Origin of the sequence: Salinibacterium sp. NSLL17 (assembly GCF_015864935.1) — a bacterium.
GTDB lineage: Bacteria > Actinomycetota > Actinomycetes > Actinomycetales > Microbacteriaceae > Rhodoglobus.
In genome coordinates this window covers 156272-172247 of the sequence record NZ_JADYWH010000002.1, presented here as the reverse complement: position 1 = coordinate 172247, position 15976 = coordinate 156272, and the positions used below count along the sequence as shown (strand labels likewise).

General features: G+C 59.8%; 14 protein-coding genes. 7 read left to right on the top strand and 7 right to left on the bottom strand.

Annotation, left to right across the window (positions count from 1 at the left end):
• Positions 1-23: 23 nt before the first annotated feature.
• Genes I6E51_RS10475 through I6E51_RS10460 form a run of 4 tightly spaced genes read right to left on the bottom strand, consistent with a single transcriptional unit; the run spans position 24 to position 2174 of the window.
• Positions 24-446, bottom strand: a complete 423-nt coding sequence (locus I6E51_RS10475; RefSeq protein WP_197107393.1) for a VOC family protein — start codon at positions 444-446, stop codon at positions 24-26.
• A 19-nt stretch (positions 447-465) separates the two neighbouring features.
• On the bottom strand, positions 466-942 hold the full coding sequence (locus I6E51_RS10470) for a GyrI-like domain-containing protein (RefSeq protein ID WP_197110282.1): 477 nt from the start codon (positions 940-942) through the stop codon (positions 466-468).
• A 51-nt stretch (positions 943-993) separates the two neighbouring features.
• Positions 994-1776 (bottom strand): CPBP family intramembrane glutamic endopeptidase, encoded by a 783-nt coding sequence (locus I6E51_RS10465; protein ID WP_197110281.1) that lies wholly within the window; start codon positions 1774-1776, stop codon positions 994-996.
• The gene (locus I6E51_RS10460; protein WP_197107390.1) at positions 1773-2174 is read right to left on the bottom strand and encodes a thiol-disulfide oxidoreductase DCC family protein; all 402 of its coding nucleotides are present in this window, start codon (positions 2172-2174) and stop codon (positions 1773-1775) included. The genes I6E51_RS10465 and I6E51_RS10460 overlap by 4 nt, the downstream gene beginning before the upstream one ends.
• A gap of 249 nt (positions 2175-2423) precedes the next feature.
• Between I6E51_RS10460 and I6E51_RS10455 the strand changes: the two genes are divergently transcribed.
• From I6E51_RS10455 to I6E51_RS10425, 7 genes are all read left to right on the top strand, one after another.
• A complete protein-coding gene (locus tag I6E51_RS10455; RefSeq protein ID WP_197107389.1) occupies positions 2424-4034 on the top strand; it encodes an ABC transporter substrate-binding protein in 1611 nt (536 codons plus the stop codon).
• Between the two features lie 137 nt (positions 4035-4171).
• Positions 4172-5101: an ABC transporter permease gene (locus I6E51_RS10450; RefSeq protein WP_197107388.1), complete on the top strand. Its 930-nt coding sequence runs from the start codon at positions 4172-4174 to the stop codon at positions 5099-5101.
• A complete protein-coding gene (locus I6E51_RS10445) occupies positions 5091-6050 on the top strand; it encodes an ABC transporter permease (RefSeq protein ID WP_197107387.1) in 960 nt (319 codons plus the stop codon). The genes I6E51_RS10450 and I6E51_RS10445 overlap by 11 nt, the downstream gene beginning before the upstream one ends.
• A complete protein-coding gene (locus I6E51_RS10440) occupies positions 6047-7798 on the top strand; it encodes an ABC transporter ATP-binding protein (protein ID WP_197107386.1) in 1752 nt (583 codons plus the stop codon). The genes I6E51_RS10445 and I6E51_RS10440 overlap by 4 nt, the downstream gene beginning before the upstream one ends.
• A 108-nt stretch (positions 7799-7906) precedes the next feature.
• On the top strand, positions 7907-9709 hold the full coding sequence (locus I6E51_RS10435; RefSeq protein ID WP_307783913.1) for an ABC transporter family substrate-binding protein: 1803 nt from the start codon (positions 7907-7909) through the stop codon (positions 9707-9709).
• A gap of 203 nt (positions 9710-9912) precedes the next feature.
• Positions 9913-11820, top strand: coding sequence for a translational GTPase TypA (gene typA / locus I6E51_RS10430; RefSeq protein WP_197107385.1), 1908 nt, complete (start codon positions 9913-9915; stop codon positions 11818-11820).
• Positions 11821-11894: 74 nt separating this feature from the next.
• Complete coding sequence (locus tag I6E51_RS10425) at positions 11895-12419, top strand: hypothetical protein (protein WP_307783912.1); 525 nt, start codon at positions 11895-11897, stop codon at positions 12417-12419.
• Between the two features lie 88 nt (positions 12420-12507).
• On the opposite strand, the gene efeB is transcribed toward I6E51_RS10425, so the two are convergent.
• From efeB to efeU, 3 genes are all read right to left on the bottom strand, one after another.
• Positions 12508-13779: an iron uptake transporter deferrochelatase/peroxidase subunit gene (gene efeB, locus I6E51_RS10420; RefSeq protein ID WP_197107384.1), complete on the bottom strand. Its 1272-nt coding sequence runs from the start codon at positions 13777-13779 to the stop codon at positions 12508-12510.
• A 71-nt stretch (positions 13780-13850) separates the two neighbouring features.
• Positions 13851-15023, bottom strand: coding sequence for an iron uptake system protein EfeO (efeO, locus tag I6E51_RS10415; protein ID WP_197107383.1), 1173 nt, complete (start codon positions 15021-15023; stop codon positions 13851-13853).
• The gene (gene efeU / locus I6E51_RS10410) at positions 15023-15880 is read right to left on the bottom strand and encodes an iron uptake transporter permease EfeU (RefSeq protein WP_197107382.1); all 858 of its coding nucleotides are present in this window, start codon (positions 15878-15880) and stop codon (positions 15023-15025) included. The genes efeO and efeU overlap by 1 nt, the downstream gene beginning before the upstream one ends.
• Positions 15881-15976 lie beyond the last annotated feature (96 nt).

Sequence of the window (15976 nt, the reverse complement as noted above, 5' to 3'; positions counted from 1 at the left end):
TGGCCGGCTGAACTGGCCGAGAGCTAACGCGTCTCGTTGTCGTCGCTGATGCTGACGATCCAGTTCACGGAGTAGCGGTCGAGTACCATTCCGAAGATCCCGCCCCATTCGGCGCGCTCGAGCGGCATGTCGATTCGTCCACCGTCGCACAGCTTGTCCCAGTAGTTCTCGATGGCGGCTTTTTCGCTGAGGAATCCCGCAATTGAGATCGACATCGGTCCACCGGGTGCGTATTCCTGTGTTTTCGGGGTGTCGGCCATCATGAGAGTGATTCCGGCCGGGGACTCCAGCTGTCCGTGCATGACCCACTCTTGTTCATCAGGATCTTCACTGGCATTGAAATCGGCAAAGGTGTGGATTTCCGTGGTGCCGCCGAAGACGGACTGGTAGTAGGTGAGGGCTTCGCGAGCATTGTCTCTGAAGCTCAGGTAAGGGTTCGTTTTCATCGGCGTTTCCTCTCGGGGGCTATCCCGCGGCGGGAACCACGGGAAACTCGATGCGGGTCAGGAGTTCCGCGTCATCGACCTCGCCAGGGGCATTGAGATAGATCTCGCGCGGCGCTCCGGCGTAAGTGTGACCGTGTTCGGTGAACCATCCAAAGATGGCGCTATAGGTCGTCTTCAGGCCGTCGTACGGGCCCGTGTGCGTGACGGTGGCGACACGGCCACCGGCGAGTTCATGTGTCGTGAGAACCGGATGATCGATGAGACCGTTTGCCACCGGAACGCAGACCTCGCAGTTCCACGGCCCATCAGCGCGCATCTCGTCGGTGTATACGGCCATCACGGGCCCGAGGACGGTGATGGCAGAGTCGGCGGTTTCGGCGAGCAGGGTATCGATAACGCTGCTCATGTCGGCAGGCAGAGTCTCCATCGTTGTCGAGAACTCGATGCCGGCAACGATATGGCTTGGCACTGTTTCAATAGTGATTTCCGGCGACATGCGCCACACTCTACGCCTCGCATCCGGCGAGCGGTACCGGTTGTGGAGAACTTATTCGGTGGTGCCCAAGAGCGCGGGGAAGGCGCCGAGAGCCCAGCCGTAACCGACAAAGATCGCCGCGTCGATGAGCGTGTGGGCGATCACGAGAGGCAACACGCGGCGATAGCGCGTGTAGAGCCAGCCAAAGAGCAACCCCATGGCGACATTGCCAATAAACGCGCCGATGCCCTGATAGAGGTGGTAGGTGCCGCGCAGTATTGCAGTCGAGATAATGATCTGCCACCGGCCCCAGCCAAGGTCGCCGAGTCGGGCGTACAGGTAGCCGATCACGATGACTTCTTCGGTGATGCCCGCACGCAGAGCCGAGAGCAGTAGCACGGGCACGGTCCACCAGTACTGGTCGAGTGCAGCCGGAACCACGTTCACGGTGACGCCGAGAGCGCGCCCGCCGAGGTACACGGCAATTCCGGGGATTCCAATCGCTAGTGCCAGTGCGACGCCGGTCAGGCCATCGCGAACCGGTCGTGTGAAGTCGATTCCGAGTCGCGACAGTCGAGGCTTTGTGGTGTTCCACAAGAGAAACGCTACGAGCGCGACGGGCGCGAGATCAAAGGTGATTCCCAGCAACTGGTAGATCAGGTCGAAAGTTGGCCGTGTGCTGAGTGACGAGTTCAGCGTTGCGGTTTGCTGCGACAACGATTCGGTGCGGGTCAGCCTGTTCGTGATCGAGACGATCGAATAGATCGCGGATGCTCCAAGCGAGAGTGCAAGAACGATCGATATTTCTGACCACAGCCGCCCGCGCGATTGGGGAAGCGCTGGTGTTGAACTCACGCGGAGGGGCGCACGGCGCAGGCTGGCGTTCCGCCGGGCAGACGGTGGCGGTAGCGCGCGACGAAGCGGTAGCCGAGAGAGGCGATGGTGCTGAATGGCTCAGTGGCAATGAGGTGGCCGAGGAAGCGCCATCCGATCTGTGGCTGAATTCTGAGGAGGGCGGAGAAAGCCATGTGTCCAGCGAACTGTCGAGTAGGAGTCACGAACCAGGCTGCTTTCTCGACGTCGTCCTGAGTCAGCGCGTAGTCATCGAGATCGGTCCATTGCCAAGGAGTGCTTTCGGGAAACACCGGAAGAATGGCCTGCAAACGATTGACCCAGAGAGTGCAAAATGCGCAGTCACCGTCAAAGATCAGTATGGACTGGGGCGTGCGGGAAGCCGGGCTCGGTTGCGACATGGAAAGATGTTAACTCACGTTGCTGGGCGCTGCTCCGGAGGCGATTGCGCAGATTTGTAGTGAATGACAGCGTTAGTGCGCGGGAATTCTGCAAAGTATGCACATAATCTTCACGAGCGTTACTGCTGTGTAACGTTTGGCTTTACAGTTTTGCTTGGGGCATCCCCCCGTTTTAGGGTGTGAACTATCAAGCGCGGTGCGGCGTCAAAAATTCCGTGCCGTTTGCACAATTCTGCACAGGAGGAAACATTGAAGAGATCACGCATAGGCATCAGTGCAGTCGCACTGCTGTCAGCCTCAGCGCTCGCTCTTGCGGGCTGCTCGGCGAGCGAGGCGCCTGCCGAAGGCGACAGCGCCGCGATCATCACCACGAACGGAAGCGAGCCACAGCAGTCGCTCATTCCGACGAACACCACTGAAACTGGCGGTGGAAAGATTGTTACCTCGATCTTCGCTGGTCTGGTTTCGTACACAGCCGATGGCGATGTAGAAAACGAAGTTGCTCAGTCGATCGAGTCTGAGGATGGCCAAAACTGGACCGTCACGCTCAACGAGGGCTGGACCTTCACTAACGGTGAGCCCGTCACGTCGGACTCCTTCATTAAGGCCTGGCAGTACGGCGCGCTCCTCAGCAACGCACAGAGCTCCTCGTACTTCTTCGACAACATCGAAGGCTTCAGCTACGACGAAGAGTCAGAACTTACCGGTCTTGATGCTGTAAGCGACACTGAGTTCACCGTTGCTCTCATCAACCCTGAAGCAGACTTCCCGCTGCGTCTCGGCTACTCGGCATTCATGCCGCTGCCTGAGGCTGCATGGGAAGACCTCGACGTTTTCGGCGAGAACCCCATCGGTAACGGTCCGTACATGCTCGCCGAAGAAGGCGCTTGGCAGCACGACGTACAGATCGACCTCGTCACGAACCCTGACTACGACGGTGTTCGTACGCCCGCCAACGGTGGCGTTTCGATCATCTTCTACACCAGCCAGGACGCGGCATACGCTGACGCTCTCGGTGGCAACCTCGATATCCTCGATGCTGTCCCCGACTCGGCATTTGCTACCTACGATTCAGACTTCCCGGGTCGTTCGGTGAACCAGCCTGCAGCAATCTTCCAGGCGTTCAACCTGCCGTACTACCTCGAGCACTGGTCGGGCGAAGAGGGAGAGCTGCGTCGTGCAGCGATCTCGATGTCGATCGACCGCGCTGAGATCACGGATGTCATCTTCCAGGGCACCCGTACCCCCGCTACCGACTTCACTTCGCCGGTAATCGCTGGTCACTCCGACAACCTTGCTGGTGCTGAAGTTCTTGACTTCAACCCGGATGAGGCCAAGAAGCTGTGGGCAGAAGCTGACGCAATTGCGCCGTACGGAGACACTGTCTTCGACCTCGCATACAACGCTGATGGTGGACACCAAGCATGGGTTGACGCTGTTGCTAACAGCATCAGCAACTCGCTCGGAATCGAAGCTCAGGGCAAGGCATACCCCACGTTCGCTGACGCACTCAACGACCGTGACGCTAACGCACTCACCGGTGGAACTCGTGCTGGATGGCAAGCTGACTACCCGTCGCTGTACAACTTCCTCGGCCCGCTCTACGTTGATGGCGCTGGCTCGAACAAGGAAGGCTACTCGAGCCCCGAGTTCGAAGCCATCCTTGCTGAGGGTGCTAGCGCAACCTCGGTAGAAGAGGCAACAGCGAAGTACCAGGAAGCTCAAGAAGTTCTCTTGGTCGACCTTCCTTCGATCCCGCTGTGGTACTCCAACGTCACCGGTGTCTACTCTGACAGCGTTGACAACGTTGTATTCGGTTGGGACTCTGTCCCGCTGTACAACGAGGTAACCAAGAACTAAGTAGTTCATCGGTTTACCCAGTTTCCACTCTCAACGTGTGATGCCCGGGGCTGTTTTGGCCCCGGGCATTACACTGAGTACCCTCATTCAGTGATTGTGACTCTTATGCTTATCCGTTCCTCCGAGGAAACCATCTAATGCTGTGGTACGCCGGCAAGCGTTTCCTTCAGATGATCCCCGTATTTTTCGGCGCGACCTTTCTGATCTACTTCATGGTTTTCGCCGTTCCTGGCGATCCCATCGCCGCTCTGTACGGCGACCACCCGCCAGCTCCGGGAGTGATCGAAGCGATTCGGGCCGAGTACAACCTCGACAAGCCGTTCCTCGTTCAGTACCTGCTCTACATTGGCGGACTGTTTCAGGGTGATCTCGGAACCACTTTCTCGGGTCGCCCCGTGGTTGATGTCATGGCTCAGGCCTTCCCAATCACTGCGCGCCTCGCCATTCTTGCGCTCGCGATCGAAGCATTCTTCGGAATCATCGTTGGTCTCGTTGCTGGTCTTCGCAAGGGAAAGCTCTTCGACGCTTCCGCTCTTGTCATCAGCCTTCTGCTCATTTCGGTCCCCACCTTCGTGGTTGGTTTCGTGCTGCAATTCGTCTTCGGTATCCAGCTTGGCTGGGCGAGAACAACGGTGAGCGGCTCGGCCCCTTGGGGCGAGTTGATCTTGCCCGCGATCGTGCTGGCCTCGGTGTCGTTTGCCTACATCGTGCGGCTTACTCGTGCGAGCGTCGCAGACAACCTCAACGCTGACTTTGTGCGCACCGCAACGGCGAAGGGACTTTCTCGACGTCGTGTTGTTACCGTGCACGTTCTGCGGAACTCGCTCGTTCCCGTCGTCACCTACCTGGGTGTCGACATCGGTTCACTCATGGTCGGCGCGATCGTAACTGAAGGAATCTTCAATATTAACGGTGTCGGTGGAACCGTCTACCGAGCAATCACGTTGGGAGAAGGCCCCACAGTCGTCTCGTTCGTTGCAGTGATGGTCATCATCTTCGTGCTCGCCAACTTGCTCGTCGACTTGCTCTACGCCGCGCTCGACCCAAGGATTCGTTATGCAAAGTAACAACACTGGCCGCCAACGGCCCGGTCAAGAACACTTCATCGCCTCGCTGGCGGAAACCCCGGTAGCCGAGGTCGATCAGGTTGACGAAACCGGAAAGGCTCGCAGCACATGGACCGATGCGTGGGAGGCCATGCGTCGTCGTCCCATGTTCTGGATTTCCTCCAGTCTCATCTTCGTGATCCTCATCGTCGCCCTGTTCCCGGGATTATTTGCGAGCGTCGATCCACGCGAGTGCTACCTGAAGTTCAGCAATGGCGATCCGCAGGCCGGTCATCCGCTCGGGTTCAACCGTCAAGGCTGCGACGTCTACTCGCGAATCATCTTCGGAACCCAGGCTTCGGTGACGATCGGTCTGTTGACCACCGTGATCGTCACGCTCTTCGGCGGCGTCATCGGAGCTCTTGCTGGCTTCTATGGCGGGCTCCTCGATTCGATCGTCTCGCGTCTTGGTGACGTCTTCTTCGCTGTCCCCACCGTTCTCGGAGCAATCGTTCTGTTCTCGGTTATCTCGGTTCGCGACGCTCTGACGGTCTCGCTCGTGCTGTCGCTCTTTGCGTGGCCACAGATCGCTCGAATCATGCGTGGTGCAGTTCTCTCGGCACGCAACTCTGACTACGTCACTGCGTCAGCAGCACTCGGTGTCTCGCGATTCAAGACACTCGTGCGCCACGTCGTGCCCAACGCAATCGCGCCGGTAATCGTCGTAGCGACCGTGTCGCTGGGTATCTTCATCGTTGCTGAAGCGACGCTGGGGTTCCTCGGAATCGGCCTGCCCCCGACCGTGATGTCGTGGGGAAACGAGATCAACCAGGCGCAAGTAACGGTTCGCACGCATCCGCAGACCCTGTTGCTGCCATCGGCTGCGCTGTCGATCACCGTTCTCGCCTTCCTCATGTTCGGCGACGTAGTTCGCGATGCCCTTGACCCGGAAGCGAGAGCACGCCGATGACCAATCCAGAAACAGTTCCAGTGACTCCTGACGCTTCTACCGAAGAAACCCCGCTGCTGAAAATCCGCGGGCTCGAAGTGGGCTTCGAAACGCAGCGCGGAATCGTCTCCGCCGTGCGTGGTGTCGACCTCACGCTCTACCAAGGGCAGTCGTTGGCGATCGTTGGCGAATCCGGATCGGGCAAGTCCACGACGGCCCAAGCTGTCATCGGGCTTCTTCCCGGCGCCGGAAAGGTCGTCGGCGGTTCGATTGAGTTCGAGGGAAACGATCTTTCTACCTTCACTGACGCTCAATTCGCTGAAGTGCGCGGTAGCCAGATCGGTTACGTTCCCCAAGACCCCATGTCGAACCTCAACCCCGTCTGGAGCATCGGCTTTCAAGTCGAAGAGGCGATCAGGGCCAACGGGCTTGCTCAAGGCAAACAAGCGAGAGAGCGCACTATCGAAGTGCTGCAGGAAGCTGGTCTGAGCGACGCGAGCGAGCGCCTGAAGCAGTACCCCCATCAGTTCTCGGGAGGAATGCGCCAGCGCGTACTCATCGGTATCGGGCTCTCCGCCCGCCCGAAGCTCCTGATCGCCGACGAGCCGACCTCAGCACTCGACGTCACGGTGCAACGTCAGATCCTCGATCACCTGCAAACGCTCACGCGTGACTACGGCACGTCAGTGTTGTTCATCACGCACGACCTCGGCCTTGCCGCGGAGCGCGCAGAACAGCTCGTGGTGATGTACAAGGGCAAGGTTGTTGAGTCAGGCCCGTCGCGGGAGATTCTTGAGAACCCGCAGCATCCTTACACTCAGCGTCTTGTTTCTGCGGCGCCGAGCTTGGCATCGCGTCGTATTCAATCGATCAAGACGTCGAGCCCCGACGGCGAAGCCCCGAAGATTTTCGGGGAAGGATCGCTCGATGAGGCCCTCATTGCTCGAGCTGCGACTCGAGAAGCTGCGGCAGATCAAGACCTGATCAAGGTAAGCAACATCACCAAGGTCTACGAGATTCGCAAGCAGGGGTTCCGCAAGGACAAGCTCCTCGCAGTCAACGACATCTCGTTCGGCGTCAAGAAAGGCACGACGACCGCCCTGGTTGGAGAGTCTGGTTCTGGCAAGTCCACGGTGGCCAAGCTGATTCTGCAACTTGAGTCCCTCACGAGCGGAACCATCGAGTTTGATGGCAAAGACCTTGCCGGAATCAAGGGACAGGAGCTCCTCGAGTTCCGTCGCCGTGTACAGCCCGTGTTCCAAGATCCCTACGGTTCGCTCGATCCGCAATACAGCGTAGGCAACACGATCGCTGAGCCGCTGCTGGCTCATAAGCTGGGCACAGCGAAAGAGCGTTTCAAGCGCGTGAGCGAATTGCTTGATCAGGTCTCGCTTCCGCAGGCCGCACGTCATCGTTACCCCGGCGAGCTCTCCGGTGGTCAGCGTCAGCGGGTGGCTATCGCTCGGGCGTTGGCGCTCAAGCCAGAAGTTCTGGTGCTTGACGAAGCAGTGTCGGCGCTCGATGTGCTGGTTCAGGGGCAAGTTCTCAACTTGCTCACCGAACTGCAGACTGAGCTCGATCTGACCTACCTGTTCATCACCCACGACCTTGCTGTCGTGCGGTTGGTCGCGGATAACGTCTGCGTCATGCAGGGTGGCCGCATCGTAGAAGCCGCGTCAACAGACGAGGTCTTTGAGAACTCCAGCAATCCCTACACACAGGAATTGCTCGAAGCGATCCCCGGCGCCAACATCACACTCGGCGCCTAGTTTCTCGGTGCAGAAGGGCCGTTCCCCACTCGGGGAGCGGCCCTTCTGACTTAGACTCGTTTCTAGCGTGCCACCGCGCGCTGTGTGTCCGTGTGCAGGAGGGGTTTCGTGAGCGCCACAAGAATTACGGCGAGCCTTGCTGTTGCCGCCGCCGCAGCATTGGTGTTGGCAGGCTGTGTTCCTCAGCAATCGCCCACCATCGAAGGCTCTGAGCTCACCGTCGCGGTCACCCACCCCTATACGTCGGGAAACCCGTCAACGTCCTTTGGCGCGAGTGACACCAACGCGACGATCGCCTATGCCACAGGCTCAGGCTTCACCTATTTTGATGACACGTCAGCGCTTGTGCGCGATGAGTCTTTTGGCCACTTCGAGAAGGTCTCCGATGACCCCCTCGCGGTGACCTACACGGTGTCTGACGGCGTGCGCTGGTCAGACGGTTCCGCCGTGGACGCCGTTGATCTGCTTCTCGAGTGGGCTGCGACATCCGGTGCGCTTAATGCCCCTGATGCGGATGCCGCCAGCACGGTGGATCCCGAAACCGGGGCGCCAATAGATCGTTCGGATGACCGCGTGCTGTTCGACGCGAGCGCTACGGGAGATACCGGAATCGCTCTCGTCACTGAAATGCCGCAGATGAGCGACGACCGGATGTCGCTCACCCTCGTGTTTGATGAACCGACAGCCAACTGGCAATCTGCCTTCTTTGGTGCGGAGTCTGCCGCCAAACCCGCTCATGTTGTTGGCATGATGGCGTTTGCCAGTGACGACTCGATTGCGGCGAAAGAGCGCGTTTTCTCGGCCATTAGTGAGGGCAATGAGAATGATCTTGCCGCGATTGCTCGCACCTGGAATACGGTCTTCAATTTCGAAGGCATGCCCGCGAACAAAAGCCTTGTTGTCTCGAACGGGCCGTACGTAGTTTCAGATTTTGTGGCGAATCAATACGTGACGCTCCGTGCCAATGAAAACTACAGCGGCATGCGCGAGCCGACCTTTCAGGAGATTCGCGTTCGGTTCATGAGCGATCCGCTCGCGCAGGCACAGGCGTTGCTTGTCGGTGCTGTGCAAGTGGCAGTGCCGACGATGAATCAGGATGTGCGCAATGCTCTTGCGACGATGAACGCCACCGTCATCGATGGCACCACCGATAGTTTTGAACACCTTGACCTGCAATTCGCGGAATCAAAGAGTGGCGCCTTCGACGACCCGCTCGTGCGTCAAGCCTTCCTCGCAACGGTGCCGCGCGCCGCAGTTGTTCAGACTGCGCTGGGGGAGCTGTATCCCCGAGCAACGCCGCGTGACTCATTCCTTTTCGCTCCCGGCGATGAGGACTATCGCAGCGCGCGTGCCGCTAACGGTTCCGCCGACTTCGTCGAGCCAGACATTGCCGGCGCCAAAGAACTCCTTGCCGAAGCGGGCGTCTCGAAGCCTGCCGTATGCATCCTCTATGACGCCGCCGACGACATGCGTGCCGCCGAGTACGCGTTCATTGCCGAGTCTGCCAAGGCGGCGGGTTTCGTGGTGAGTGATTGTTCGACTGATGACTGGCGTGACCAACTCGGCACCCCCGGCGCTTACGATGCAGCGCTATTCAGCTGGCAGAATCCTCGCCCCGGCGTAGGTCTTTCGGCGGCTATCTACGGCACCGATGGCTATGCCAACCTCAATTACTTCTCGGATCCAACGGTCGATTCGCTGATCGCCGATGCGACTGACCCCGCCCTCGATGACGAAGGGCGATCGAACGCCCTGAAGACGGCGGATGCTGCGCTGTGGAGTGCATCCTATGGAATGCCGTTATTTCAATACCCCACCACAATCGCGTTCGACCAAGACCGGGTTGCTAACGTCTCGCTATCGTCGCTGAATCCAGGCGTATGGTGGAACGTGTGGGAGTGGAAGCCTTAGCATTTTCGACTCCCTGATGGGGCGGCTGCGATAAATCTTGTCAAACAGGGTAAACTGGTGGAGCAGGATACTCTGAATGATCTTCTGCGCCCTCCCAAGATCTTTACCCGGTGGCATCAGGCCGCCGATCTGCTGCCGAGAATTTCTGCGCAGCGTCTGCGGTGAAAGACCGCACAGCCTCCAATGAATTAAGGAATATTGCTATGGCTATGGCCACTCGCAGCGATTTGCGCAACGTAGCAATCGTTGCCCACGTTGACCACGGAAAGACAACTCTCGTTGACGCGATGCTTCGCCAGACGAACTCGTTCGAAGCGCACGCGCACCTCGAAGAGCGCGCAATGGACTCGAACGAGCTCGAGCGCGAAAAGGGCATCACGATTCTCGCGAAGAACACCGCGATTTCGTACAACGGCAAGTACGCCACCGATGGTCCCATCACGATCAACGTCATCGACACCCCCGGCCACGCCGACTTCGGTGGCGAGGTTGAGCGTGGACTCAGCATGGTTGACGGTGTTGTTCTGCTCGTTGACGCCAGTGAGGGCCCGCTTCCGCAGACTCGCTTCGTTCTTCGTAAGGCTCTTGAAGCCAAGCTTCCCGTGATCCTGTTGGTCAACAAGACTGACCGTCCGGATGCGCGCATTGACGAAGTTGTTGCCGAAAGCCAGGACCTGCTCCTCGGCCTCGCGAGCGACATGGCAGACGACGTTCCCGACCTCGACTTGGACGCCATTCTTGATGTCCCGATCGTTTACGCTTCCGGCCGTGCCGGTGCTGCAAGCTGGAACAAGCCTGAGAACGGCACCTTGCCTGACAACGATGACCTCGAGCCTTTGTTCGACGCCATCCTCAAGCACGTTCCCGCACCGTCGTACGACGACGAGCACCCCCTGCAGGCCTGGGTTACCAACCTTGACTCCTCGCCGTTCCTCGGCCGTCTTGCTCTTCTGCGTGTCTTCAACGGCACCATCAAGAAGGGCCAGACTGTTGCCTGGGTCAAGCACGATGGAAGCGTCGCCAACGTGCGCGTCACCGAGCTCATGATCACGAAGGCTCTCGACCGTTACCCGGCCGAAAGCGCCGGCCCCGGCGACATCGTCGCTGTTGCAGGCTTCGAGGACATCTTCATTGGTGAAACTCTCTGTGACCCCAACGATGTTCGCCCGTTGCCGACCATCACGGTTGACGACCCCGCAATCTCGATGACCATCGGAACCAACACCTCGCCGGTCATCGGCAAGGTCAAGGGCCACAAGCTCACCGCTCGCATGGTCAAGGACCGTCTCGACCGCGAACTCGTCGGTAACGTCTCGCTCAAGCTCGTCGACATCGGTCGTCCGGATGCCTGGGAAGTTCAGGGTCGTGGAGAGCTTGCTCTCGCCATCCTCGTTGAGCAGATGCGTCGCGAAGGCTTCGAGCTCACCGTCGGTAAGCCCCAGGTAGTTACCAAGCGGGTCGACGGCAAGCTTCACGAGCCGTTCGAGCACCTCACGATCGACGCTCCAGAAGAGTACTTGGGTGCAATCACTCAGCTTCTCGCCGCCCGCAAGGGCCGCATGGACGGCATGAGCAACCACGGCACCGGCTGGGTTCGCATGGAGTTCGTTGTTCCTTCGCGTGGTCTCATTGGATTCCGCACCGAGTTCATGACCATCACCCGCGGTGCTGGTATCGCCAACGCGGTCTCGCACGGCTATGACCAGTGGGCCGGCGAAATTCTTACCCGTGTCAACGGCTCAATCGTCGCTGACCGTGCCGGTGCGGCTACTCCGTTCGCGATGGTTGCTTTGCAGGAGCGCATGTCGTTCTTCGTTGAGCCCACGCAGGAGGTTTACGAAGGCATGGTTGTTGGCGAGAACTCACGCGCCGACGACATGGACGTCAACATCACTAAGGAAAAGCAGCTCACCAACATGCGCCAGTCGACCTCGGACTCGTTCGAGCGTATGACTCCGTCGCGCAAGCTCACGTTGGAAGAGTGCCTCGAATTCGCTCGCGAAGACGAGTGCGTAGAGGTAACTCCGGAGTTCGTGCGAATCCGTAAGGTCGAGCTCGATGCCAACGCTCGCGCACGCAGCACGTCGCGTATGAAGAAGCAAAACGCCTAACCTTTCTTCTCGCAGCAGGCTCACATGAGTCAGCAATCTGCGCGGAGTACGATGCAGCTACGGTCATCCTGATCGTGGCTGCATCGCTGGTTAACGGCGCACTCAGCCGCACCATCGCGTCACTTCTGGAGTTAGTCATGTTGAGCGCCCGCCGCAGTGTTAGCGCATCCGTCGCCCTCGTTCTGGCCTTGGCCATTACGCCAGCGCTATCGGGCTGTTTCGGCGATAACCCCATCGGTGGAATCGTGGAACAGGCTACGGGCGGCAAAGTGAGCCTCGGCGGCGATGAGGTTCCCGAGGGCTTCCCCAGCGCGGTGCCACTGGCCGCCGGCGAAGTGCAGTTTGGTATTGCTGCCGGCGACGGAGATAACCGCGGCTACAACATCACCATCTTGACGGGCACTGAATCGCCCCTCGATGCCATCGAAACGCAATTTGCGGATGCCGGTTACGAGTCACAAGTGCAAGCCGGCGGTGCTGATGGTGCCGGTTCGGTTCTCTTCTCAAACGATTCGTGGAATGTCGTCGTCCTCGTCGCGCACACCGATGATGGCTACACCGCGAACTACACTGTCGCGCCCGCTTCGATGGGCGAATAGGCTACTTCGGCACAGAGGTCGGAAGGTCAGTGGCCGGAAGGGCGAGCAAGCCCGACGGCTGGCTGCCTAGCGGCGGTGGTCGACCGTGTTAGGCGAGGTCGAACATCCCAGCTCCGATGAAACTGCCCGAGTGCGCCCCTGGCGGCACGGCGAAGATCGCTGAGCCGACGTAACGCACGTATTCGTTCATGAGGTCGTTGCGGGAGAGCGCAAGCTGAATCGGCACGAACTGGGTTTCGGGATCGCGCTGGAAGCTGATGAAGAACAGGCCAGCGTTGAGGCGCCCGAGCTCATCGTTGCCATCGACGAAGTTGTAGCCGCGTCGCAGAATTTGTGCGCCGCCGTGAGTGTCGGGGTGGGCGAGCTTCATGTGTGAATTCTCGTCAATCAGCGGCGCATCATCGCGACCAGCCTGTTCGAAGTCGGGGTCGGTGAACTCGGAACCGCCGCTGAGCGGTGCGCCTTCACCCTTGGTGCGCCCGAAGATCGTCTCTTGTTCACGGAGCGAGGTGCGGTCCCACGTTTCGATGGTCATGCGAATCTTGCGGCTGACGAGATAGGAGCCGCCGGTCATCCACGAGGTTCCATCGTTGGATGCCGCCCACACATGTTCATTCACGCCGTCGGTATCTTCGGCGCGGAGGTTTGCAGTGCCGTCTTTGAAGCCGAACAGGTTGCGGGGCGTCTTTTGCGCTTGCGTTGTTGACGACGTGCGGCCGAAGCCGAGCTGAGACCAGCGCAATGTGGCGCGGCCAAAGGCGATGCGCGAGAGGTTGCGGATCGCGTGAACGGCGACCTGCGGGTCGTCGCTGCACGCTTGGATGCAGAGGTCACCTCCGACGAGTTCGGGCAGCAGAGCGTCACTGGGGAACTTGGGGAGGTCAATGAGGGCTGCTGGTCGTTTGCCGGCGAGCCCGAAGCGGTCATCGAACAGGGCGGGGCCGAACCCGAAAGTGATCGTGAGACCACCCGGTGGCAGGTCGAGGGCTTCGCCCGTGTCATCCGGTGGCGCATCGTAGGGTCCACTCGCGGGGCCGTAGTCGCCTGCGGCTTCGCCGGTGGTCATGCGCGCGGCGGCGTAGCTCCAGTCCTGGAGCAATTCGATGAGTTCGTCGCGAGAGATGTCATTGACGTCAAAGGCGGCGAAGTGCAGTCGATCCTGAGCCGGCGTAATGATGCCCGATTGGTGATCGCCGAAGAACGGGTAGGTCGCGGCGACATCGTTGCCCGTCGTCGACGAGCCGTCACCGCCGCCGAAGGCGAAAGCCCCACCAACGCCGAGTCCGGCACCCACGACACCAGCCCCGGCGAGCCCGAGGAGGCCGCGGCGGGAGAGACCCTTGGTGTCATCTGTCGGCATTGCAGTTCTTTCGGTGTGGGGTGGTGGGCGGCGCTTGCTGTCTGCAGCGGCCAGGGATGGGCGGAGTGGAGCTAGAGCACCAGCACCGCGGTGAGACGGGACAGGGGCTCGGCGAGTGCGTTCACCTGATCGGAGAACGCGCGAATTTCGCTCGTGGACAGCTCAGTGTAGAGGCGGAAGCCATCGCCTTCACGCTGGGCATCGAGCAATACCTGCAGCTCGTCGAATTCCGCGTCGAGGGTGGCCGCAAGATCGGCATCCTTCGCGACGAGGATGTCGCGAACGCCGTCGTAGAGCACGCGAGCGCCATCAATATTGGCTTGGAAATCCCAGAGGTCGGTGTGCGACCAGAACTCTTCTTCTCCGGTCACCTTGCCACTGGCCACCTCGTCGAGGAGGCCGATGGCGCCGTTGGTCTGCTGGTCGAGTGTGAACTCAAGATCTTGCACGTTGTTGTACAGCGTGTTGGTGTCTTCGACGAGTTGCGACGCAAGCGCTTCACGCTTGGACTGGTCGTAGGGTTCGAAGCCGGCTTCGGCATCCGCAGGCCAGAGATCTTTCTCCATGGCGTGCCAGCCGGTCCACTCTTGACCGTCTTCAAGGTCGGCTTCGCGCAGATCCATGCGCGGGTCGAGGTCACCGAACGACTCAGCGACTGTTTCGACACGCTCCCAGAACACGCGCGTGGGGGCGTAGAGAGCGCGAGCAGCGTCATCGTCGCCCGCGATGTACGCGGCAGCAAAGTCTTCTGTGCCTACGACGAGATTCTCAATCTGATCCTTGACGTAGCTCTTGTAATTGGCGTTAGCCGCGGCGATTTGCTCGGCAGTGTCACCGCTGAACGACAAATCGGTACCCGAATCGGTGACCGTAAACGCGGCCGTGCCAACTCCCTCGCCGATCATGCCTGGCTTGCAGACCGTGAAGTAGTCACCAGGTTGAGCCAATACGACGAGATCGCGACTGATGCCGGGTCCGATGTTCTCGACCTCGCCGACGATGCGCAGCCCGTCATCCGCCAGCAGATAGAACTCGGTGACCTGGTCACCGGAGTTCGTGACGGAGAAGACAAGGGTGCCGCTTGGCGCTTCGCTGGCGCTCACGGCGCAGTCTGTGGCACTGCTGTCGACAGTGATTGTGTTGTCGGCGGTGGCTTCGGTGCTGTTGGCAACGCAGCCGGTCAGAGCGAGCGCGGCGACAGTTGCCGCCGCGGCGAATCCGTAGCGGGTGGGGCGGGTGGTCATCAGGCTCCTTGAGTGCTGAGGTGTGCTTCGGGCAGCAGCGGCTTGTCAGCACGCTTGTTGCCGCGAACAGTGCGGATGAAAATCGTCATGACAGCCCCGACATAGGCGAGCCACACACCGGCTTCGAGCCACGTGGTTGCGGGGGAGAAGTTGAGCGTGCCCTTGAGCAAAGTGCCGTACCAGCTGTCGGGCGGGATAGCCGCGCTGACGTCGAAGGCGAGCGCGTGGAGGCCCGGCAGCACGCCAGCCTCCTGCAGATCATGCACACCGTAGGAGAGCACGCCGGCGGCGACGATGATGAGGATCGCGCCTGTCCAGGTGAAGAAGCGAGTGAGGTTGATGCTGACGACGCCGCGGTAGATGAGGTAGCCGAGCACGATTGCGGCAGCAATACCGAGTGCTGCGCCAGTGAGGGGGAGTGCGGTCGAGCCACTCGCCTGCACTGCTGCCCAAATAAAGAGGGCGGTTTCGATACCTTCGCGACCGACCGCGAGGAACGCGACGAGAACGAGACCCCAGCCCGCGCCCGTGAGATGAGAATCAACCTCGCTGCGCAGTTCGCGACCGAGGCCGCGTGCTGCGCGCAGCATCCAGAAGATCATCCACGTGACAAAGGCGGTCGCAACGATAGAGAGGATGCCGCCGATGAGCTCTTGAGCCTGGAATGACAAGCCATAGGCGCCAAATGTGAGACTCGCACCGAGGCCGAGGGACAACACGACGGCAATAGCCACTCCGAGCCAGATGCGGGGGAGTACATCGGTGCGATCGATCTTGCGAACGTAGGCGATGAGAATGCCAACCACAAGCGCGGCTTCAAGGCCTTCTCGTAGGCCGATCAGGAAGTTTGCGAGCACGAGACTCTCTTGTCGATTGAGTTCTGGACAGGTTGGTAAGCCTAACCTAAGCAACCCTAATTCGGCTACCTGTGCTTATTCTGTCTACTGCAGAAT

Bases quoted from the DNA above. Each gene is read 5' to 3' on its own strand.
- I6E51_RS10475 (WP_197107393.1), bottom strand. From the start codon at position 446: ATGAAAACGAACCCTTACCTGAGCTTCAGAGACAATGCTCGCGAAGCC.
- I6E51_RS10470 (WP_197110282.1), bottom strand. From the start codon at position 942: ATGTCGCCGGAAATCACTATTGAAACAGTGCCAAGCCATATCGTTGCC.
- I6E51_RS10460 (WP_197107390.1), bottom strand. From the start codon at position 2,174: ATGTCGCAACCGAGCCCGGCTTCCCGCACGCCCCAGTCCATACTGATC.
- I6E51_RS10450 (WP_197107388.1), top strand. From the start codon at position 4,172: ATGCTGTGGTACGCCGGCAAGCGTTTCCTTCAGATGATCCCCGTATTT.
- I6E51_RS10445 (WP_197107387.1), top strand. From the start codon at position 5,091: ATGCAAAGTAACAACACTGGCCGCCAACGGCCCGGTCAAGAACACTTC.
- I6E51_RS10440 (WP_197107386.1), top strand. From the start codon at position 6,047: ATGACCAATCCAGAAACAGTTCCAGTGACTCCTGACGCTTCTACCGAA.
- typA (WP_197107385.1), top strand. From the start codon at position 9,913: ATGGCTATGGCCACTCGCAGCGATTTGCGCAACGTAGCAATCGTTGCC.
- efeB (WP_197107384.1), bottom strand. From the start codon at position 13,779: ATGCCGACAGATGACACCAAGGGTCTCTCCCGCCGCGGCCTCCTCGGG.
- efeO (WP_197107383.1), bottom strand. From the start codon at position 15,023: ATGACCACCCGCCCCACCCGCTACGGATTCGCCGCGGCGGCAACTGTC.